This is a genomic window from Desulfopila sp. IMCC35006 (assembly GCF_005116645.1).
Classification (GTDB): domain Bacteria; phylum Desulfobacterota; class Desulfobulbia; order Desulfobulbales; family Desulfocapsaceae; genus Desulforhopalus_A.
The window spans coordinates 286,657-306,879 of the sequence record NZ_SWCM01000002.1; the positions used below are offsets into that span (position 1 = coordinate 286,657).

Sequence of the window (20,223 nt, forward strand, 5' to 3'; positions counted from 1 at the left end):
TTACAGCTCCGATAGCATCCCTGAGCCATGTCCCGATTTCGGATTATCTTGACAAAAGACGTATACCAACCATATAGAATACGGTTGGAAATTTTTAACGGCTGCAGCAAAAGCCGATTCAAGAACGGATGGAAAATGCAAATGCGGATCATTCAAAAACAATTTATCTCGGGTTTACAGTCGGTTGTAATTCTTATGTGCATCCTGTTTTCCGGGTTGTTTATCCCCGGGGAACTCCGGGCGGACCCCAATAAAGACCAGGCGCAGCTCCAGGTGTTGCAATCCTTAAACCTGATTGCGGTCTCTTTGACCCATATCATGACCTATAATGACAAGGTGGTTCTTGACCAGGAATACAATACCATTATCAATAATTTGAATTTGAGCAATATTCCTGACGCCGACATCATCACTTTGCTCCAGGAACTCATGGATCTGCTCACCAGTTCGAAAATTCGCGATCATGACAGGGAGTATATTTTAACCCGCTTCGATAAAAATATCCAAAACGAGCTTAAAAACAGAATAAGATCGCGTATTTTCGACACTGACCTGGTTCTCAATCCTTATGCAGGCCTTTTAACTGCGGTACTTCGTACCGGGTCATTTTATTTTAATTACCGATCCCAGATGGATACATATGCAAAAGAAAAAGAAGAAGGAAAATGGGCAATTGAAGCAAAAACCATGGAGGGGCTCAACAATTTTTACAAAAAGCTGCTGAAATACTCCTGGGACCTGATGCGACGCTATAATCTGCCTGATGAATGGCGATTGAATGAAAAACAGCTCAGCGATTATACTGATATCTTGAAGGAACCCGACCTTGACCGGCGGTATCGCAAATTGGAGCGGATAGAAAGCAGTTTCCAGAAATTTCCGCCCTACTGGTACTACCGCGGCCAAGCGGCCCAGGAAATCGGCAAAAATGAGGAGGCGCTTCATTGCTTCAACCAATTTCAGCAAATCAATCAGCGGATTTTGAGAAAGGACCCTTATGCGGCCTCCGTGGCCATGTGCAAAACCATGTTGAAAGCGGAAGAGTCAGATCCTCGCATGCTTAAAAAAGATTTGGATTTGATTTTAGCCAATTCAGAGGATGCCGATTGGGGAAATATCCTGTTTGTGGCCCTTCAGTATGAACGTTTGGGCGATTCTGACACCGCGGGAAAGCTGATTCTGCGTAATCTGGATAACGGCCATATCGCATTTATCGACACCCCTGATATGATCCGGACGGTCGGTCCGGCTTTGCTGCTGAATGCTCGGCCCGATGTTTTCAATCGCATCATGGACATGGTAGTGAAAAACAATAAGGTTAATAATTATGACCTGTTATGGCTCTACGGGAAAATTCGCAACAGTGATATCTTAAAAAAAATACAACCGGAATTTGACCGCGTGCTGCTGCAGGTTGCGGATAAGTCCCTGCTCAACCCCCTCAATGTTTTTAAGGGTGATAACATCACACTTTTTTTGCCTACGCGCTGGATGACTGAAAATGCCCTGGTGACGTTACGTTTAAAAAACGAGGCCGGGGAAAAAGATTTCTATCCTGCCGACGCGTCCGTGATGCCTGATCTTCCGGCAATGACTGTACTGACCTTTAAAGATGTATTGCCGATCTCATCCTTTATAAAGAAAAAAAGTTCTGCGGAGATCTCCATCTCTCTCATTCGCGAAAAACTTGCGGCGGACAATTCTGAAAAAAAAGCCTATGATATTGAAATGGTCTTCAAATCGCAGATCATTCGCTCCGACGAGCAATTAGCCAAAACGATAAAATATACCAATGATCTCTACCAGGTTGGTACACCTAACCTCGCCGGTGACAAAAAGAAGCAGGATTCAGACGATTTGACAATCTGGTTCAATAAGGAAAAAATCATCCTGAACGGAGAAGCTTTCAAATGGAGCGACAACGGTGTCACCCAGGCCAGCAAAAAAGCCAATCCGCCGACACCTTCTCCCCAGCCGCCTCCTCCGGTAATAGAAGACGATATCCCTCCCCCTTTGCCAACTGATATTCCCCCTCCTTTGCCTGCCCCGCAATGAAATACGATCACCGGCGAAAATGACTGAAATTCTATCCTCCAGTCATTTTCGCCACAGCTGCTTTGTATCGACATGATGGTACTTTTTCAACAATATTGCTGATACATCCGGGTTAGAAAAAGTTGCTGAATCTCTTGCATTCCCCTTCGACGCAAAATGATGGTTATTCCCCAGGTGACAAGTCAAAAAAAATAATTGGCTCAACATACTGTCTTTCCCGAATGTTTGCACAATCTGCACGCCCAGATCTCCTGCTCTAGCAAAAAAAAGTTGCCTAGATACAATTGATTGGCTACTATCGGTTCTTTACAGAAAATTTCCAATGTATCTAACGTATTGTTTTATTTGATTTATTTGCTGGGCCCAAAGAGAGTGGATTGCATATCAACTCCTTACCACTTAGCTGCTTCGCATTCAGTCACACCTGCATAGTATTCAGTTACCGGTATCCACCAAGCATTATCAAAAAACACTGCATCCAGGGAGTTCCAGATGAAAGACAAAGGTACACGTACGCCAACTCGTTGGGAAGAAGAACTATGGGAATCCCGCCCACTTATGGAGAGATCCCAAATCAAACAAGGCACCTATCTCAATTGTTGGTGTCCCCATTGTGCACAACCACTCAATGAGGATGACAAGGCTGTTTTTGAAATCATCAACAATCAGGGACAGGTCGGAATCAGTAAGGTTTCGCCTTATCTGAATGTTCTGGACCGGGAAAGCACCATACAGGTAGAGGACGATGAGGAACTGTCCGATGTACGATGTCCGCATTGCCATACATCCCTCATTCAGCCCGGCCTGCTCTGCAAAGAGGATGCATGCAAGCTTATGGGCTTCAATGTCTCGGTCTCCAACTCGATAAAGCTAAAACTCATCGTCTGCATTCGTCGTTCATGCCGCTGGTACACGATGAGTGAAGAGGACAATGAACGACTTATTTTAAGGAATAGTCATGAGTGGTAACATACGGGGCCGAAAAAACTGGACCCGGTCATTAACGGTCGCAGTGATCATTGCGATTTGTGCCGTCGTTATCGGCTGCATGGTTAAAGGCAAAACCAATAAAACAGATCGGCTTTATTTCAAGAATACGGCCGGCGCCGTACTCTTTGATCACGGAGCACACGGCCAGTTAGCTGATTCATGTGTCACCTGCCATCATAACATTAAAACCGAAAACGAGGCCGGCTCATGTCGGGAGTGTCACCCAGGCGTCCAGGCAAGTGAAACAAAGACGCTCGCTTGTATCACATGCCACGATGACAGCTATACCTCCGATATGATGGAGCATGAGGAATATCTGGAGATCGAGGATCACAGCTGTCTGGGCTGTCATACCCCGATATCCGTATCCAGCGCTTACCACAAGAATTGTTCAGATTGCCACCTGAAAAACTCTCCGGAAAAATTCACCACAGCCAACGGCGAGCTACTCTGCGCGGCTTGCCACTTACGATGAGAATGTTGTCATGCAAGGATTGTTGAAGCTAATCAAAAAATCGCCGATACTGCCGGGCGTATCGGATTATGACCCGGTAATCCGTCAGGTTGAGGACCCGGATCGTGTGGTTGTTCCCCTCGATTATCCCGGCCGTGTACGCTATTTCCCCACCGTGGAAGCAGGAGAAACGGTCCGCAAAGGTCAGGTCATCGGCAAATCACGACTCGGTAATTGCGCATTCGCTACCATCAGCGGAACCGTCCGAAATATGACCTCCGTCTGGACCGCGCAAAGCATCCATTCTCCAGCCATCGTCATAGAAAACGACGGCGGTCAGCCACTGTCTCCCGAAGAAATTTTCGACGGCCCGGTAGCTGCCACTGATAAGGAAGCCGTTGTTGCCAGAATGCGTGCCGCCGGAGTCAACCCACCCTGGACGTTTAGCGGCCGTGACTATAGTGAAGGGGCAATAGAGGACATTCCCTCAATAAAATCGGTCATCATTACCGGTGTCAGGCAGGAAACTACGGTGCTCACCTCCCAGCTGCTCCTGCAGCAGGAAGCTGAAAAGGTTGCCGACGGGCTGCAACGAATCCGGACCTTGCTGCCAGATGTCCGTCTCTGGCTTACCGTTCCAGAGCATCTGCGTTTATGGGCCGAGCCGAGATTTTCCCAGCTGGCTGAACTCGCCTTTCTGCCGGATAATTATTCCGCCCGTATTGAGAGAGAGGTTGTCGCCAAGCTTTTAGGCCGCCGCATTCCAAGCCGGGAGAGCTATCGTTCCCACGGGATAGCCGTGATGGATCTGGAATATGTGCTGGCAACAGTGGACGCACTTGATGGCGTTTCCCCCTTTATGCAGAAGTGCCTGACCATAAGCGGTGAAGGTATAGACAAGGCAGTGACTGTCAGGTTTCCACTCGGAACGTCTCTCAGACATATACTCGCCAGCCAGGGCCTGAACGCCTCGGACTATACCCGTCAGATTGTAGGTGGCCCCATGATGGGGTTTGCGCAGTATTCAGACAAGACGCCTATTACCTACAACAACGGTATATTTCTCATCACCAGCGACGTCAAGCCGTTCGACGCCATCGCACCGTGTATTTTCTGCGGTCGATGCACCAGGGTGTGTCCGGTAAATATCCAGGTGCACATGCTCAATCGAATGATTGAATTCGGCAGACTCGATTCCACAGCAGAATTGCACCCGGAAGCATGCCACGAGTGCGGTTTATGCGCCCATGTATGCCCGGCGGAGCGACCTATCGTCCAGCTCCTGCATTTCTGCAATCATGAAATGAGTCACGGCGAGCGTTTCAACTGGACCGACGGAGGCAATCCATGAAAGAACTCAAAATAGTCCAGCTACCTACACCGGCAAAGAAACCACTGCTCGATGTCGCTGTAGGCCCCCATTACCGGCATGGATCGGGAATAGCGCAAATCCAGCAGTGCTGGGTAATTGCCCTTATTCCGGCCATGCTTGCAAGCCTGTATTTTTTCGGCCCGGCAGCCCTCCGCGTATTCGGCCTCTGTGTCTGCTTCTCCGTAGGCTTTGACCTCCTGGCGGAAAAACTGGCCCCATCACGAGACCTCACCTCCAACTGGAGCAGCATTGTTCTGGCCCTGCTGCTCGGTTTTATGCTGCCACTCAATGCACCATGGTGGTTAATCATGATCGGATGCTTCTTCATGGTGATTGTGGGCAAAAAGTTTTTTGGCGGAATTGGTGCACATCCGGCGCATCCGGCGGTGCTGAGCCTGGCCATCCTGCAACTCTCATGGCCCGGCCGCATGGATAACACCGATGCGCTGAAAAATATCGATTGGTCAGTTACGATGATCGAACCCATGCGTCTGTTAAAAACATTGGGCGCATCAGCCGAGGGGCAATATACCTGGTTCGATCTTCTTGTTGGCCACCAGGTCGCCGGGACCGCTAACGGCATGGTGCTGTTCATACTCCTCGGCGGGATCTTTCTGCTATTGGCGCGCGAAATCCAGTGGCAGCTGCCGGTTGGGTTCCTCATTGGTTTAATCGGCTCCGCGACGATACTACACCTTACCAATCCTGACGTTTTTGCCACTCCGGTATTTTATCTCCTCAGCGGCGGAACGGTCTTCATGGGCTTCTTTCTTATCACCGACCACACCACTTCCCCGGTAAACAGAACCCCCATGCTGCTCTACGGAATTCTTGGCGGTGTGCTGCTGATCCTCATCAGGGGCTACTCGCAGCATATCGATGGTATTGCGTATGCAATCCTCTTACTCAATCTCTGTTCACCGCTCATGGACATGATCAAACCTAAGATTAAGGGAGCTGAAGATGTCTGAGATAATTCGGATGGTCGTGGTGCTCTCGGTAATCGCCGGTTTTTCCGCCGCAGCACTCACCACGGCTAATATTCAGTTAGGCCCCCGTGTTGACGCGCAAATTGACCTTTATGTGCGTGGCCCGGCATTAGAGCGGCTGTTTCACAAGCCTGCCAAAGATGTCCTTGGCAACAAGGTTGTCATTGATGTAGATGGTGTCGGCATCCCGGTTTTCTATACCCTTCAGGATAAGGTCGTCTCGACTCTGGCCATCGAGGCCATAGGAAAAGGCGGCTTTGGGGGTGACCTTAAGCTTATGGTCGGTATTGATCTTATCAAGGAACGGCAGACAGGGATCGAGGTGGTGAGCCATAGCGAAACCCCGGGTCTGGGCGCTCGCATCGTCGAGATTGCCTTTCGCCGCCAATGGCAGGGCTTACCTATCGATACTCCTGTAGCACTGACTGCTGATGGCGGCGCAATCGATGCTATCAGTGGCGCCTCGACAACCTCCAGGGCCGCTGTCAATGGCACCAACAGTGCACTGGATTTTGTCCGTGAGAGAAAAGCTGAAATTCTCAAATTGATCGCAGAGCGTTAAGAGGATTATACAAATGCAACAAAAATTTACTGATGTCTTGACCGCCGGACTGTGGAAACGTATACCACCGTTCCGTTTAGTTCTTGGTTTATGCCCATCGCTTGCGGTGACCATGTCCGCAGAGAACGGCCTTGGAATGGGGCTGGCTACGGCGTTTGTTGTGACCCTCTCCAATGGTGCCATCTCAAGTCTCAGGAATGTTATTCCTGCCAAGGTGCGCATCGCCTCCTATATCGTCGTCATTGCCACCCTTGTTTCCATTGTGGAAATTCTCATGAAAGCCTTCTTTTTCCCGCTTTCAGAGCAACTTGGCATTTATATTCCCCTGATTGTGGTGAACTGTATCGTTCTTGGTCGCGCAGAAGCTTTTGCATCCAAGAATCCCCCGTTCATTTCCATGGTAGACGGGTTCAGTGTTGGTGTCGGATACGCCATCTCACTGACTCTCATTGGTTCCCTGCGGGAAATATTCGGGGCAGGAACATGGTTCGGGCACCTGGTGTTTGGAGAAGCATTCGAGCCGATGTCTTTTCTGGTATCGGCTCCGGGAGCATTTATGACTATCGGCACTCTGCTTGCTCTGCAAAATCTCTTCTCCCGCTGGCGCGGTGAAAAATTCATACAGGGATAAAGGAAATTCATATGGATCTCGTCTATCTGGCTATCTCAGCTACCTTTGTTAACAATATTCTGCTCGCCCAGTATCTAGGCAATTGTCCGTTTCTTGGCGTATCAAAGAAACTGGAAACGGCACTCGGCATGGCTGCTGCAGTCATATTTGTCAGTGTTCTTGCGGCAACCTTCACCTGGATGGTTTCCACCTATGTGTTACGGCCATACGGTCTGGAGTTTCTGCAGACGCTGACCTTTATTCTGATAATCGCTTCACTGGTTCAACTTGTTGAAATTATCATGAAAAAAATGAGCAGAACGCTCTACAATGCACTCGGTGTCTATCTTCCCCTGATTACCACGAACTGTGCTGTTATGGGCATTGCGCTGCTCATCGCCAAGAAACAACTGCCGTTTATTGAAATGCTGGTTTTTGCCTGCACCAGTGCTGTTGGATATGGTTTAGCTCTGGTTCTTTTTGCCGGTCATCGTGAACGACTGCAGATATCGGCGGTACCGGAAAGTTTGCAGGGTACTTCCATCGCGCTGATAACCGCCGGCATCATGGCCCTTGCTTTTATGGGCTTTAAGGGAATGGCCTAACAGGGAAAAAAGGAGAACTATTGTGACTGCACCAATACTCCTGCTCGTCGGAATCGCCTTTGTAGCGGCTATCATTCTGGGCATAGCAGCAAGAGTTTTTTACGTCGAAGAAGATCCACGAATAGAGGCCGTAGTAGATTTACTGCCCGGCGCCAATTGCGGCGGCTGCGGACAGGCAGGATGCAGTTCAGCTGCCGAGGCAATGGTGAAGGGAGAAATCCCGGTTAACTCTTGCGTGGTTGGCGGCAACGAAGCCGCAGAAGCTGTCGGTACCTTCCTCGGCTATGATGTGACGGGTGCTGAACCGACACTTGCCTGCGCAACCTGCGAAGGCGGTTACCGTGCCGCACGCAAATACAACTATTCAGGTCTTCAGGATTGCCGGGCAGCCTTACAGCTGTACCATGGTTTTATCCGCTGCGAAAACGGCTGTCTCGGAATGGGTTCGTGCAGGAATGCCTGCAAGTTCGGGGCAATCCAGATGAGTTCGGCAACCGGTCTTCCCGTTTTTGACCCGGAACGCTGCGTTGGCTGCGGAAGCTGCGTTGCCGCCTGTCCGAAAGGGATCATCTCGCTGGTTGGCGAGCAGACTAAAATCCTGCACTGGAACCAGTATACCCAATGTCTGTCACCATGCAGACAGCGTTGCCCGGCACAGATCAACATTCCCAAATATCTCGCTCACGCCAGAAAAGGTGAGTATGCCGCGGCCCTGTTGACCGTCAAGGCCAACAATCCACTGGCAATAGCTACGGGGCGTGTTTGTCCCGAGTTATGTGGTACTGAATGTCGTCGGCAACTTCAGGATGATTCGCTTGCCATCAATGCCGTCAAACGTTTCCTCGCTGACTGGGAACGGGAAAGCGGCGAGAGATTGAAAGTACCCGTTGCCCCGGATACCGGCCATAGAGTCGCAATTGTCGGCGGGGGGCCTTCCGGTCTTGCCGCTGCATATTACCTGGCCCGCCTCGGTCATCGGGTTGAGATTTTTGAAATGATGCCGAAACTCGGCGGGATGCCACTTTACGGGATCCCTGAATATCGGTTATCTGAAGAGCAGTACAACTGGGACATTGACGGCGTACTGGAACTCGGTGTTAAAGCCCACACTGGCGTTGCCCTTGGTAAAGATATCACCATCAGGTCTCTGAAAGCGGTTGGCTTTGAGGCGGTATATCTTGCCATAGGCTTATGGCATGGACGCTTGCTGCCGTTTGAGGGCAAAGAATTACCCGGAATTTACAGTGGTATTGATTACCTCCGGCGTTTTCATACCGAGGAGGAAATCATCACCGGCCAGCGCTTTGTCATCATCGGCGCTGGCAACGTGGCAATGGATTGCGCCCGTTCCGCACTGCGAGCAGGCGCATCTAAAGTTATCCTTATCTTCCGCTTCTCACGGGAGTTGATGGAGGCCAATCCGCATGAAATCACCGATGCTGAAAATGAAGGCGTTACCATGCGTTGTCTCCTTTCTCCGGTACGCTTTATCGGTGAAGACAACCAATTAACCGGAATTGAAGTTGAACAGGTAACCCTGAAGGCCAACCCAGGCGGAATGCCCGACGTTACCCCGATTGAAGGATCAAAAGAAATCATTCCGTGTGATGTGGTTATTCAGGCCGTTGGCCAGGCGGCAGACCTCGATGCCATTGTCGAAGCTGACGGGATAGAAAAAACCCGCTTCAGCACCATCGATGCGGACGAAGAGACATTACAGACCAACATCCCCGGGGTATTTGCCGGGGGTGACTGCTTTACCGGTCCACGCCTTCTGGTCGAAGCGGTGGCAAGCGGTAGATTTGCTGCCAGATCTATTCATTATTACATTACTACCGGTGAAATCCCACCTATCGAAGATAGACAGCGTGAGATGATGCCACCTGCAATGGTCGATTCGTTGACTAATGTTAAGCAGATTGCAACCCGGGCAGTCAAACCGATGATTCCTGTCCAGGAACGCATCGGCGATTTCCGGGAAGTGGAAGGGACTATTAGCGAGGAGCAATGTCGGTCTGAAGCCGGACGCTGCCTGAATTGCGGTATCTACTGTTATGATCAGGATGAGTTGCCTTCATCCGAAACACGTACCGCAACCTCCTGCCCGAACGAACCACACATCGTGGAAAAAGAAAAAGATACCGTTGCAGGCTGACAGTTTTCTGCTGCTTTGGGGTACAACCCAAAGCAGCATCGGAGAGCTTTTCCGCAGCGGCTGCAATCTCAAAGGAAGAAAGACATAAAGGGAAGACAACCGGCGATTCGTCCACGCCCTTTTGTCTGTTATTGACCACCATGCGCCTGCATTGTCAGCAGGGCGGCGCCAAACGCACCCACCGCCTGGGGATCGTCCGGGATGAACACCCTGCACCCGAGTTTTTCCGCCAACGACCTGACAATGCACGGATTTTTTGCGACACCTCCGGTAAATACAATATCCCCCCCCTTGCCGGCGGCCCGGTTGACCATGGCGGCCGCCCTTCGAACCACGCTTTCATGGAGTCCCCGGGCAATTTCACGCCTGCCCTCCCCTTTGGCAATGAGCGATGTCACCTCCGACTCCGCAAAAACCGTACACATGGAGGAAATGTTGAGATAGCTCTCGGCAAGCATTGCCTCGGGACCGAAGGCATCAATATCGTAGCCCAGGCTCCTGGCCATAATCTCAAGGAATTTTCCGGTCCCCGCAGCACAACGGTCGTTCATTTCAAACTTTTTCACTCTTCCGTTATTAAGCAGAGACATCGCCTTACTGTCCTGCCCGCCGATATCGAGAACTCCGAAAACTCCAGGAAACAGAGCCCATGCTCCGGTGGCATGGGCCTTGATCTCTGTAACCGTAGGCGAATCGAAGGCTACTTCAAAAAGATTCCTCCCATAGCCTGTGGCGGTTATATGGTCGAAACTCACTTCACTTAACAGTTTTTTGGCCTGCACGATAGGATCGAAACCGGTATCAGCCTGCAGGCTGTCCTGTGCCACGCCCCGATCATCCACAACCACCAGTTCTATGGTCCGGGAACCAATATCAATGCCTGCATATCGCATATTCGGTCACTCCGCTGGTTATCTCAGCTGCTCAATAAACGCCTCGACACGAGTCTTCAACTGCCCGACATCCTCCATCGAATAGTCGGTGTCTATTCGCAGACAGGGTATACCTTCCTCTTCAAGGGCATTCTCAACAGGGATGGATTCCATGAGGTAGGGCTGGCAGAACTGCAAGCCGTAATGGATAACACCGTCGGCCTTGTATGCTGCCGCCATTTCCTTGATATGATCCAGTCGCTCCGAATTAGGAGTAAAGATGGCACAATCCACCTTAAAGTAGCGATCGACCAGACTTTCCATCATTTCGTCTATTGTAGAGCCAGTCTCACTGGTAAGATTGCGGGTACCGCGTTCCCCGACACAGGATTCTTCTCCGACAATAACCGCCCCGGAAGTTTCAATAATCATCGGCAGCTTCCAGTTCGGCACAGCCTGTGGGCAGCCGGAGATGAGGATGCGCGGCGTGCGTTCAGGGAAGACGCCCTGATGGGCCTCAACTCTCTGCTCCAGTTCGTCGCAGATCTTGTTGACGGACTCCGTAAAACGCGCTGGATTATCATAAAAAAAGACCTGATTGGCAAGCAGCGCATCCAGTCCTGAAATGGGGGCGGGGTCGGCTTTGCGAAGGGCAGACAGACGATGGATCGCAGCCCGCTTGGCATTGACGGTCTGTATTGCTTGTTTGAGGCTTTCGGCTGTTACAGCTATCCCGGTGAGCTGCTCAACAGCTTTTTTGAACCGATAATACTCCGCCTTCAGCAACCCTTTGCCGTGCTCCGATTTAACCTGGGGTAGATCCATCACATAAAGGTTCTCCACCATCTTTCCAAGAATCTCGTATGCCTTTTTTTTGCCGTCGCAGGTATTTTCGCCAACCACCATGTCGGCACTTTCCAGGTATGGGCAGACCTTGCCGATCTTAAATCCGAAGGACGATTTAATCAGGGCGCAGGTGTTTCTCGGCAGCAGCCTTTCCACTTCCTCTACAGCAAAATCCGCACCCGAGCATAAACCGACCAGGGTTGCATTGGCGGCAAGGGCGATTTCTTCCGGGACGAAGACACAGTAGGAACCGATAATTTTTCGTCCGGCCTTTTTCTCGTCCAGCAGCTCCCTGATCCGCAGACCGTGCACCTCACTCATCACGAAATCAAAATACGACATGCCCAGAGGCCTGTTTTTCTGGGCCAGGTAAATATCTCCGTATGCCTGACCCAGAACTCCAAGCAGCGCATCGTGGGCTTCAAGATCAAGTCCCAGTTCCTGCCACATCAAACGATAGTCTTCTCCCATCTCTCTCTCCTTATTTTTGCACATTGCAAAGGTGTCCTCAGTGCAAAACGCCTTCATCTCTGTAATGTAATAACACGATGCAGCAGACACGCATCGGTCCAGACTGCCAGGCCATATAAAAGAGAATGTAATTATATGTCCAACTGGAAATTCCTATGTAAAAAGAAAATATCATTACAATTTCCAATGCTGCAGCTGGGATTCAGGACTTTTCAGCGCCTCCCCCACCTGCATGTCGAAGTATTTAGTCTCAATAGATGTGGCAGGCCGGGCCCCTTTCAGCTCCAGCTGAGACTTGCGGCACTCGCTCTTCAGGCAATAACCTGAAAAGTCATTGACTTCTAACTTTCTATTTTTTAACGTATATTGAATTAGTTCGCCTTCGATGCTCTATGTTGGCGGAGATTGTGGTGAGCAAGACAGTCGTCAAGGCGACTGCAGATTCCCGATGGGCCCTGATTCTGACGGTTCACTCTGACCTTTCCCCCCTTCCTCTTCGCCTGAAAGCTTTTTTTATCAGCTTATCATCGCACCGCCTATGCCCATCTCGAAACTCACCGTTGCCGAACTTCGCCTCACCGTCAATCCCGACACCCTGGGCTTCGTCGACACTTCGGAATTACTGGACAAGAAGTTGCCCTGGATTGGCCAGCACCGCGCGGAAGTCGCCGCGCGTTTCGGCCTTGAAATGGACCAGACGGACTATAACCTGTTCGTGCTGGGTGAAGTCGGCAGCGGCCGTTCTTCCCTTCTGAAACAGGCGATGCAGGAAGCAGCCGCCAAACTGCCCACCCCGCCGGATTTGTGTTTTTTGCACAACTTCGACGCACCGGAGCATCCCCGCGCAGTGCGCCTGCCCGCTGGCCAAGGTCGTTTACTCCGGCAGTATATGGCACGCATGATAAAGGCACTGTTGACGGAAATTCCCCTCCAGCTTAATGGACCAGATTTCAAACTGGAAAGCGAACGTATAGAGACGTCCTACAACGAGGAAGAATCCAAGGCCTTCGCTGCGCTTGAAACCTTTGGCGAAGCACGACATTTCAGGATGCACCGGGAATCCAATCAGATACTCTTCACCCTGTGCGGCAAGAAAGGTCACGCCATGACCGAGGATGAAATGCTTTCGCTGCCGAAGGAACGCCGGGCCGATATTGCCCAGGCAAAGAAGGAACTGATCGTCGAAATCAACCGGTATTTTGAGAAAACCCGCCCCATGGAACGGGCGATGAACGAGGCCCTTACGGCATTGCGCCAAAAGATGGTCACGCCGCTGCTGAAACGCGAATTGCAAAAAATCCGCACCTCTCTGGAAATTAGGGATCCGGCCAAAATCGACGCCTATCTGGATCAGGTCATGAACGACCTGCTCGACAACCTGGACGTATTCAAAGCGACGGAAAGTGACGACGAGTTGCCCAAAGCGACGTTAAACAAGGTACTGTCCCACTACCAGGTTAATCTGGCCGTGGACAACGGCAGTTTGCATGGCGCACCGGTGATCGTTGAAGACAATCCCCTGTTCCGCTCCCTGTTCGGCAGCATCGAATATCAAACCGAAAGCGACGTGCTGGTCACAGGCTTTTCCCGCATTCGTGCAGGCAGCCTGCACAAGGCGCATGGGGGTTTTCTGCTGCTGCACCTGCAGGACCTGCTTACTGACGCTCTGGTGTGGGAAAAGCTGCGGCGTTTTTTTCGCAGCGGTCGCCTGCAGATTGAAGAGCCGGGCATGGCCTTCGCTCCGATTGCGGCGGTTTCACTTGTTCCCGAAGCGGTTGATGCCACGGTAAAGATTATCCTGATCGGCTCCCGCGACCTGTATTACGAGCTGCAGGAGGGCGATCCCGAGTTTGCCCGCCGCTTCCGCGTTAAAGTGGATTTTGCCGATAGATTTGCCGCCAACGCCGAGACACATCACGCCTCGGCTATCTTTGTCGCCCAAACCTGCCAGAAACTTGGCCTGCCACAGTTTACCGCAGGCGCGGTCGCCCGCCTGCTGGAACAAGGGCATCGCGAAGTAGAAGACCGCACCCGCCAAAGTGCCATCTTCGGCCACATCAAGGCGTTGATAATGGAAAGTGCTGTTCTGTGCCGAAAAAAAGACGTTTGTCTGGTTGATGCGACAGATATCGATGCGGCACTGGCCGCACGCAAACTGCGCCATGACTATCCTGAGCAGCGGATGCGCGAAGCCATCACTGAAGGCGATGTGGTGATCTCCCTGCATGGCGAGCAGGTGGGCCAGCTTAACGGCTTGACCGTAGTGGATCTGGGGGATCACCGGTTCGGCTTTCCGATACGCGTCACCGCGCGCACCTATGCCGGTGAGGATGGACTGATCAACATCGAGCGCGAGGTTGCAATGTCCGGTCCTGTCCATGACAAGGGCGTGCTCATCCTGCACAGCTATCTTTCCGCACTGTTTGCCCACAATGCCCCTCTGGCGCTCAATGCCGCCATTGTATTCGAACAGGAATACAGAGGCGTCGAGGGCGACTCTGCCTCCTGCGCCGAATTGTATGCATTGCTCTCGTCACTTTCCGGCCTGCCGATCAAGCAGGGCATCGCTGTGACCGGTGCGCTCAACCTGCACGGCGATGTGCTCCCGGTGGGCGGCATCAATGAAAAAATCGAAGGCTATTTCCATATCTGCGCCACAGCCGGGCTCAACGGCAGCCAGGGTGTGCTGATTCCGCATCGCAACCGTCGCCATTTGATGCTCGACCGCCAGATACTTGAAGCAGTCGCCCGGGGCCTGTTTCATATCCATACGGCGGAGCACGTGACCGAAGGCCTGGAACTGCTCACCGGCGTGGCAGCGGGCTGCGCTGACAACAGCGGCGTTTTTCCGCGCGACAGCGCGTTGGGCCTTGCCCAGAAAACCCTGCTGACTTACCGCAAGGCTTGTCAGGCCTCGCAACCCAACAGGAAGGTGCGCAAGCGTTCGCATTGAAGCCGAGCCTGGAAAAGATGGACAACAGGTGGGGCCGCTCTCGATCATAAATATGTGCAGCTCGTTGCCTAACAGGCGCTATCGCGACGGTTCTCTCAAATAGTGCGCAGGATCGAGGCTGGCAGTCTCGGCCCTCTTTATTGCAGCGCGGGCTTTTCATAATGTGATTACCACTAAAGTTCAGCTTGGAAGGTCCAGAGGGATATGAGGTGCCCTTTGCACGGGTGTTCCGCAGCCTGGATGGCTGCGGTCAAGCCCCCAGGGATGGGTTTATGGCGTCCCGTGCAAAGGGCACTTCATATCCCCATATAGCTGAGGTGTAGTGGCAATCACATTGCATAAAAAGAACGATACACTAACCAAAAATTACCCCCCGGAATATCGACTATATGCCGGCGGTTAAATGTATCGAACGCCTGGATTGAGAACAAAATGACTCGTTTCAGAATGAAAAATAACCATTGGGTTATATTCAGGTTTTTAATTTAAGCATGATGGTTGAAAGCGGTGGCAATACCAGCGATAGCGACTGGGAATGCCCGTGCATCGGTATCAAATCGGTGGCCTTGCCCCCATCGTTGCCCATGTTGCTTCCCCAATAGCTGACAGAATCACTATTGAAGAGCTCACGATAATATCCTGGCTCTGGCACGCCAATCCGATACCCCTGCCAGGGAACCGGTGTAAAATTGGAGACGATGAGCAGGAACTCATCGCTGTTTTTTGCTTTGCGGATGAACGACAGTACGTTGTTGTCGGTGTCGCTGGCGTCTATCCACTCAAAACCACTTGCTTCAAAGTCGTTTTCATAGAGAGCGGGTTCTTTTTTGTAGAGCTGGTTCAAATCCCGGACAGCTCTTTGCAAACCCTGATGATTAGGAGCATCGAGTGCCGCCCATTCCAGACTCGTGTCGAAGTTCCACTCCTGCCACTGGCCAAACTCACAACCCATGAACAATAATTTTTTTCCTGGATGGGCCCACATAAAGCCATAGTAGGCCCGCAAGTTGGCAAATTTCTGCCATTCATCCCCTGGCATTCTGGTAAGCAGCGAGCCTTTGCCGTGTACCACCTCGTCGTGGGATAGGGGCAAGATGAAGTTTTCACTGAACGCATAGAGCAAACCAAAGGTCATATCATTCTGGTGATATTTACGATGGATCGGATCTCGGCTCATATAGCCGAGGGTATCGTGCATCCAGCCCATATTCCATTTAAGGCTAAACCCGAGGCCGCCAGTATAGGTAGGCCGGGACACCATCGGCCATGAGGTTGACTCCTCTGCCATGGTCAACACTCCAGGAAATACACCGTGAACAACCTCATTCATCTTGCGTAAAAAGCTTATCGCTTCTAAATTTTCCCGCCCTCCAAATTTGTTTGGAAGCCACTGCCCATCTTCGCGCGAGTAATCGAGGTACAGCATGGAGGCTACAGCATCAACCCGTAAACCGTCAAAGTGATATTTTTCTATCCAGAATAACGCGTTAGAAATAAGAAATGCCCGGACCTCATTTCGCCCGTAATTAAAGATCATGGTTCCCCAGTCCTGATGTTCCCCCTGGCGTGGATCTGTGTGGGCATAGAGATGGGTGCCGTCAAAAAAGTTGAGGCCGGCACCATCCTTGGGGAAGTGGGCAGGAACCCAATCGAGGATGACCCCCAGATGATTCCGGTGACACATGTCAATGAAATACATCAAATCCTCCGGAGTGCCAAATCGACTGCTGGGCGCGTAAAAGCCCATCACCTGGTACCCCCAAGAAGCATCAAAAGGATACTCAGCTATGGGCAGCAACTCAAGATGCGTGTAGCCCATCCCGACCACATAAGGGATGAGCGCATCGGCCAGTTCACGGTACGTCAAGTATCGAGAGCCCCACTTCTCGTCGGCAACCTTGCGCCAGGAGCTTAAGTGTACCTCATAGATGGCTATAGGGCAGTCCAGTCCCTGCTGTTCGCCGCGACGACTGATCCAATCCTTGTCAGTCCATTGATACCGGTCCAGATCCGCTACCACTGATGCAGTTCTGGGACGTTGCTCCATAGCAAAACCATAGGGGTCTGCCTTATCAAAACTTTCCCCAGCCTGACTCACAACCCGATATTTATATACTGCGTTCTCGGTCAAGCCCGGCACAAACAAGGTCCAGATGCCGCTGTCACTGGAACTGAGCGGATGGCTTTTACCATGCCACTGATTAAAATCACCAATAAGGAAAACCTGGCGAGCATTAGGAGCCCAGACGGCAAAATGCACCCCTTTTTCGCCATTCAATTCCACCAGATGAGCCCCCATTTTTTCAAAGGTTCGTTCGTGGCTTCCTTCGCCCATCAGGTAGTGATCAAAATCGGTTAATATGGTTGTGGTCTTCAAGACTCTCTCCTTTCTGTGCTTTACTCCAGAAACTCCGTCACGCAGTGCACGTTTACGGGGTTAGTGCCGACAAAAAATTGTGCCCTTTCACTAATGAAGGGAGTACCTCCCCCGCTGGTGCGTGGCCAACACCGCCCATCAGGTAGAGGTGATCGATGGCCAGGCAGTTCAGAAAGCGCATTTGATTCGGAAATACTTCCATTGATGCTCTCCCTTTATAACACCATAAATCAGATCACGGTATTATCGGGAATTATCGCACTCTTCGGGACGACCACCAAGCCATCCCGGACAACCCAGTTTTCATCATCGGAATCGGGGCGGTCAGGCAGGCAACGAATATGGACATTCCGACCAATCCGGGCTTTCGAGTCAAGAATTGCACTCTCGATTATTGAGCCGTTGCCAACCCCGATATCAGGTCGGCCTAACTGCCTGTTTTCTGCACGCTGTTCGTCGGTTTCATAATAGTCTGCCCCCATCATGACCGTGTCGCGAACAACCACATCCGAACCAATAACGCTCCGGATACCTACTACCGAGTTGCTGATCTCAGCATTGCCGATATTGCACCCTTCTGCAAGTAGAACCTGAGAAAGAGTCGCTCCCTGGAGTTCGGTGGGAGGCAGAAAGCGAGCATTGGTGTAAATGGGCTGAGAAGGATTGTTCAGCTCAAAGTGCCGGGTGGTCGCCAGCTCCAGACTTACCTCGTAGAAGCGGCGAATCGTACCAATATCGGCCCAATACCCATCGAACACATATCCCTTCACCCGATGATTAAGCATGGCTTCAGGGATTATATCGTTGCCAAAATCGTCACCCGGCGCAGATAGTAACTCAGAGAGCAGATCGGTGGAAAACACATAGATCCCCATCGAAGCCATGAATGGTTTATCTGAACCGGGTCTGCTTGCCAGATCACCCAGAATATCAGCAGGCGGTTTTTCAGTAAAGCGGACGATATCGCCGTCTTGACTCCGCTTGAGAATACCGAAAGATGAGGCATCCCTGGCGTCTACCGGTTGAACCGCCAGGGTAATATCTGCCTTTGTGTCAACGTGGTATTGGACAAATTTACGATAGTCCATCCTGTAAAGATGGTCGCCGGCCAGGATGAGAACATATTTGGTACCCGAGCTTTTTATCTCCACCAGCTGCTGCCGAACCGCATCGGCGGTTCCCTGGTACCAGCCGGTGCTTTTCGGTGTTTGTTCGGCTGCCCATATCTGGACCCAGCCATCCGTAAACATATCTCGCCGATAGGTCCGGAAAATATGCCGATGTAACGAGACAGAATTGAACTGAGTCAGAATCGCAATCTTTTCGATGCCGGAATGCATACAGTTGCTGATGGGAACATCAATCAATCGATACTTGCCCGCAAAAGGCACTGCCGGTTTCGACCGTTTCTGGGTGAGCGGAAAGAGTCGGGTTCCTCGTCCCCCACCCATAATTAATCCCAAAACATTGTTCATCATCATCGCCACCTTATATCTCTATAAAAGGTTTTTTCCGGACTGTTTACAGCGCCAGCACTGCCAAGCCGGTTGGTATTTGACCTGCTACTTCATTGATTAATGTGATTACCACTCAACCTCAGCTGTATGGGGATATGAGGTGCCCTTTGCTCGGGTGTTCCGCAGCCTGGATGGCTGCGGTCAAGCCCCCAGGGATGGGTTTATGGCGTCCCGTGCAAAGGGCACCTCATATCCCTCTAACCTTCTAAGCTGAACTTTAGTGGTAATCACAGTGATGCATGTGTGTGCTTATTTCATTAACTTTCCCAAATGGTCCAATGTTCTGATTAATTGACTGACATAGCTCATTTCATTGTCATACCAGGCGACCACCCTCACCTCATAAATATTGGTGCCACAACGTTGTGCGAGTGTTTGCGTAGAATCAAAAAGCGAGCCGTAACTCATACCAATTGTGTCGCTTGAGACCAGCTCTTCGTCAGAATATCCAAAGGATTCATCGGAAGCCTTTTTCATTACTTCATTGATCCCCTCAACAGTTACAGAATCGGTCTCATCTTTTAACGTCGCATCGAGGATAGTGATGGAGCCAGAAGGAACCGGGACGCGTTGTGCGGAGCCGATCAGCTTTCCGGCAAGTTCAGGAATGACAAGACCGATCGCTTTCGCAGCACCGGTTGAATTAGGCACAATGTTGATTGCACCGGCTCTTGCACGACGCAAGTCACCTTTACGGTGTGGTCCATCAATAATCATCTGGTCACCCGTATATGCATGAATCGTGGTCATGAAGCCTGTTCGCAACTCGCGGTAATTATTCAACACCTTTGCCATAGGAGCGAGGCAATTGGTTGTACAGGAAGCACCAGAGACAATGAGATCCTCATTTTTCAGGGTATGATGATTTACGCCATAAACAATGGTTGGAAGGTCATTGCCTGCAGGAGCTGAAATAAGAACCCGCTTTGCACCTGCATCAATATGCGCCTGACTCTTGGCCTTTGAGCAGAAAAATCCGGTACATTCTAAAACAATGTCCACCCCAAGGGCGCCCCAAGGAAGATTCTTCGGGTCCGGATCTTTGTAAACTCTGATTTCCTTGCCGTCAATGATAAGAGAATCCTCCCCATAAGCGACAGTATGGCCTGAGTAATGCCCCTGTACACTGTCATACTTCAGAAGGTGAGCAAGCATCTTTGGCTCTGTTAAATCGTTGATTGCCACAACCTCAAAACGATCATCGCCAAAGATTTTTCTAAATGAGAGTTTCCCTATTCTTCCAAAACCATTTATTGCTATACGGATTGTCATTTCTATTCTCCTAAGACTTCACTTTTTAACAAATTTTGCATCGTTTCAAGCTTTTCCGGCGCTGCCCCGCACCGTCATGATTTTCATTATTTACCCCCCTTTCAGCATCGTCTGATGATAACC

Annotated in this window: 16 protein-coding genes; 10 read left to right on the forward strand and 6 right to left on the reverse strand. The window is 51.0% G+C overall.

Annotated elements, in window-relative coordinates; all coding sequences use genetic code 11:
- Positions 1-141 precede the first annotated feature (141 nt).
- From FCL47_RS05220 to FCL47_RS05260, 9 genes are all read left to right on the forward strand, one after another.
- Complete coding sequence (locus FCL47_RS05220) at positions 142-2,055, forward strand: hypothetical protein (protein WP_240744139.1); 1,914 nt, start codon at positions 142-144, stop codon at positions 2,053-2,055.
- Positions 2,056-2,547: 492 nt separating this feature from the next.
- Positions 2,548-3,024: a hypothetical protein gene (locus tag FCL47_RS05225; protein ID WP_136812420.1), complete on the forward strand. Its 477-nt coding sequence runs from the start codon at positions 2,548-2,550 to the stop codon at positions 3,022-3,024.
- On the forward strand, positions 3,014-3,520 hold the full coding sequence (locus tag FCL47_RS05230) for a cytochrome c3 family protein (protein WP_136812421.1): 507 nt from the start codon (positions 3,014-3,016) through the stop codon (positions 3,518-3,520). The genes FCL47_RS05225 and FCL47_RS05230 overlap by 11 nt, the downstream gene beginning before the upstream one ends.
- Before the next feature lie 10 nt (positions 3,521-3,530).
- Positions 3,531-4,850 (forward strand): 4Fe-4S dicluster domain-containing protein, encoded by a 1,320-nt coding sequence (locus FCL47_RS05235; RefSeq protein ID WP_136812422.1) that lies wholly within the window; start codon positions 3,531-3,533, stop codon positions 4,848-4,850.
- Complete coding sequence (locus FCL47_RS05240; RefSeq protein ID WP_136812423.1) at positions 4,847-5,842, forward strand: RnfABCDGE type electron transport complex subunit D; 996 nt, start codon at positions 4,847-4,849, stop codon at positions 5,840-5,842. The genes FCL47_RS05235 and FCL47_RS05240 overlap by 4 nt, the downstream gene beginning before the upstream one ends.
- A complete protein-coding gene (locus FCL47_RS05245; protein ID WP_136812424.1) occupies positions 5,835-6,422 on the forward strand; it encodes an FMN-binding protein in 588 nt (195 codons plus the stop codon). Before FCL47_RS05240 ends, FCL47_RS05245 begins: the two co-directional genes overlap by 8 nt.
- A 13-nt stretch (positions 6,423-6,435) precedes the next feature.
- Positions 6,436-7,053: an electron transport complex subunit RsxE gene (gene rsxE, locus FCL47_RS05250; RefSeq protein WP_136812425.1), complete on the forward strand. Its 618-nt coding sequence runs from the start codon at positions 6,436-6,438 to the stop codon at positions 7,051-7,053.
- Positions 7,054-7,064: 11 nt separating this feature from the next.
- Positions 7,065-7,637, forward strand: a complete 573-nt coding sequence (locus tag FCL47_RS05255) for an electron transport complex protein RnfA (protein ID WP_136812426.1) — start codon at positions 7,065-7,067, stop codon at positions 7,635-7,637.
- 22 nt (positions 7,638-7,659) lie between these two features.
- A complete protein-coding gene (locus FCL47_RS05260; protein ID WP_167496372.1) occupies positions 7,660-9,792 on the forward strand; it encodes an FAD-dependent oxidoreductase in 2,133 nt (710 codons plus the stop codon).
- 128 nt (positions 9,793-9,920) lie between these two features.
- Here the strand turns inward: FCL47_RS05260 and FCL47_RS05265 are convergent, their stop codons facing one another.
- Positions 9,921-10,685, reverse strand: coding sequence for an acyl-CoA dehydratase activase (locus FCL47_RS05265; RefSeq protein WP_136812428.1), 765 nt, complete (start codon positions 10,683-10,685; stop codon positions 9,921-9,923).
- Between the two features lie 18 nt (positions 10,686-10,703).
- A complete protein-coding gene (locus FCL47_RS05270; protein ID WP_136812429.1) occupies positions 10,704-11,981 on the reverse strand; it encodes a double-cubane-cluster-containing anaerobic reductase in 1,278 nt (425 codons plus the stop codon).
- Between the two features lie 538 nt (positions 11,982-12,519).
- On the opposite strand from FCL47_RS05270, the gene FCL47_RS05275 reads away from it, so the two are divergent.
- The gene (locus tag FCL47_RS05275; RefSeq protein WP_136812430.1) at positions 12,520-14,934 is read left to right on the forward strand and encodes a Lon protease family protein; all 2,415 of its coding nucleotides are present in this window, start codon (positions 12,520-12,522) and stop codon (positions 14,932-14,934) included.
- A gap of 472 nt (positions 14,935-15,406) precedes the next feature.
- On the opposite strand, the gene glgB is transcribed toward FCL47_RS05275, so the two are convergent.
- From glgB to gap, 4 genes are all read right to left on the reverse strand, one after another.
- On the reverse strand, positions 15,407-17,311 hold the full coding sequence (gene glgB, locus FCL47_RS05280; protein ID WP_240744140.1) for a 1,4-alpha-glucan branching protein GlgB: 1,905 nt from the start codon (positions 17,309-17,311) through the stop codon (positions 15,407-15,409).
- Between the two features lie 52 nt (positions 17,312-17,363).
- On the reverse strand, positions 17,364-17,513 hold the full coding sequence (locus tag FCL47_RS24315) for a hypothetical protein (RefSeq protein WP_153306349.1): 150 nt from the start codon (positions 17,511-17,513) through the stop codon (positions 17,364-17,366).
- Positions 17,514-17,541: 28 nt separating this feature from the next.
- Complete coding sequence (locus FCL47_RS05285; RefSeq protein WP_205747231.1) at positions 17,542-18,792, reverse strand: glucose-1-phosphate adenylyltransferase; 1,251 nt, start codon at positions 18,790-18,792, stop codon at positions 17,542-17,544.
- Between the two features lie 285 nt (positions 18,793-19,077).
- The gene (gap, locus tag FCL47_RS05290; protein WP_136812431.1) at positions 19,078-20,100 is read right to left on the reverse strand and encodes a type I glyceraldehyde-3-phosphate dehydrogenase; all 1,023 of its coding nucleotides are present in this window, start codon (positions 20,098-20,100) and stop codon (positions 19,078-19,080) included.
- Between the last annotated feature and the right edge of the window lie 123 nt (positions 20,101-20,223).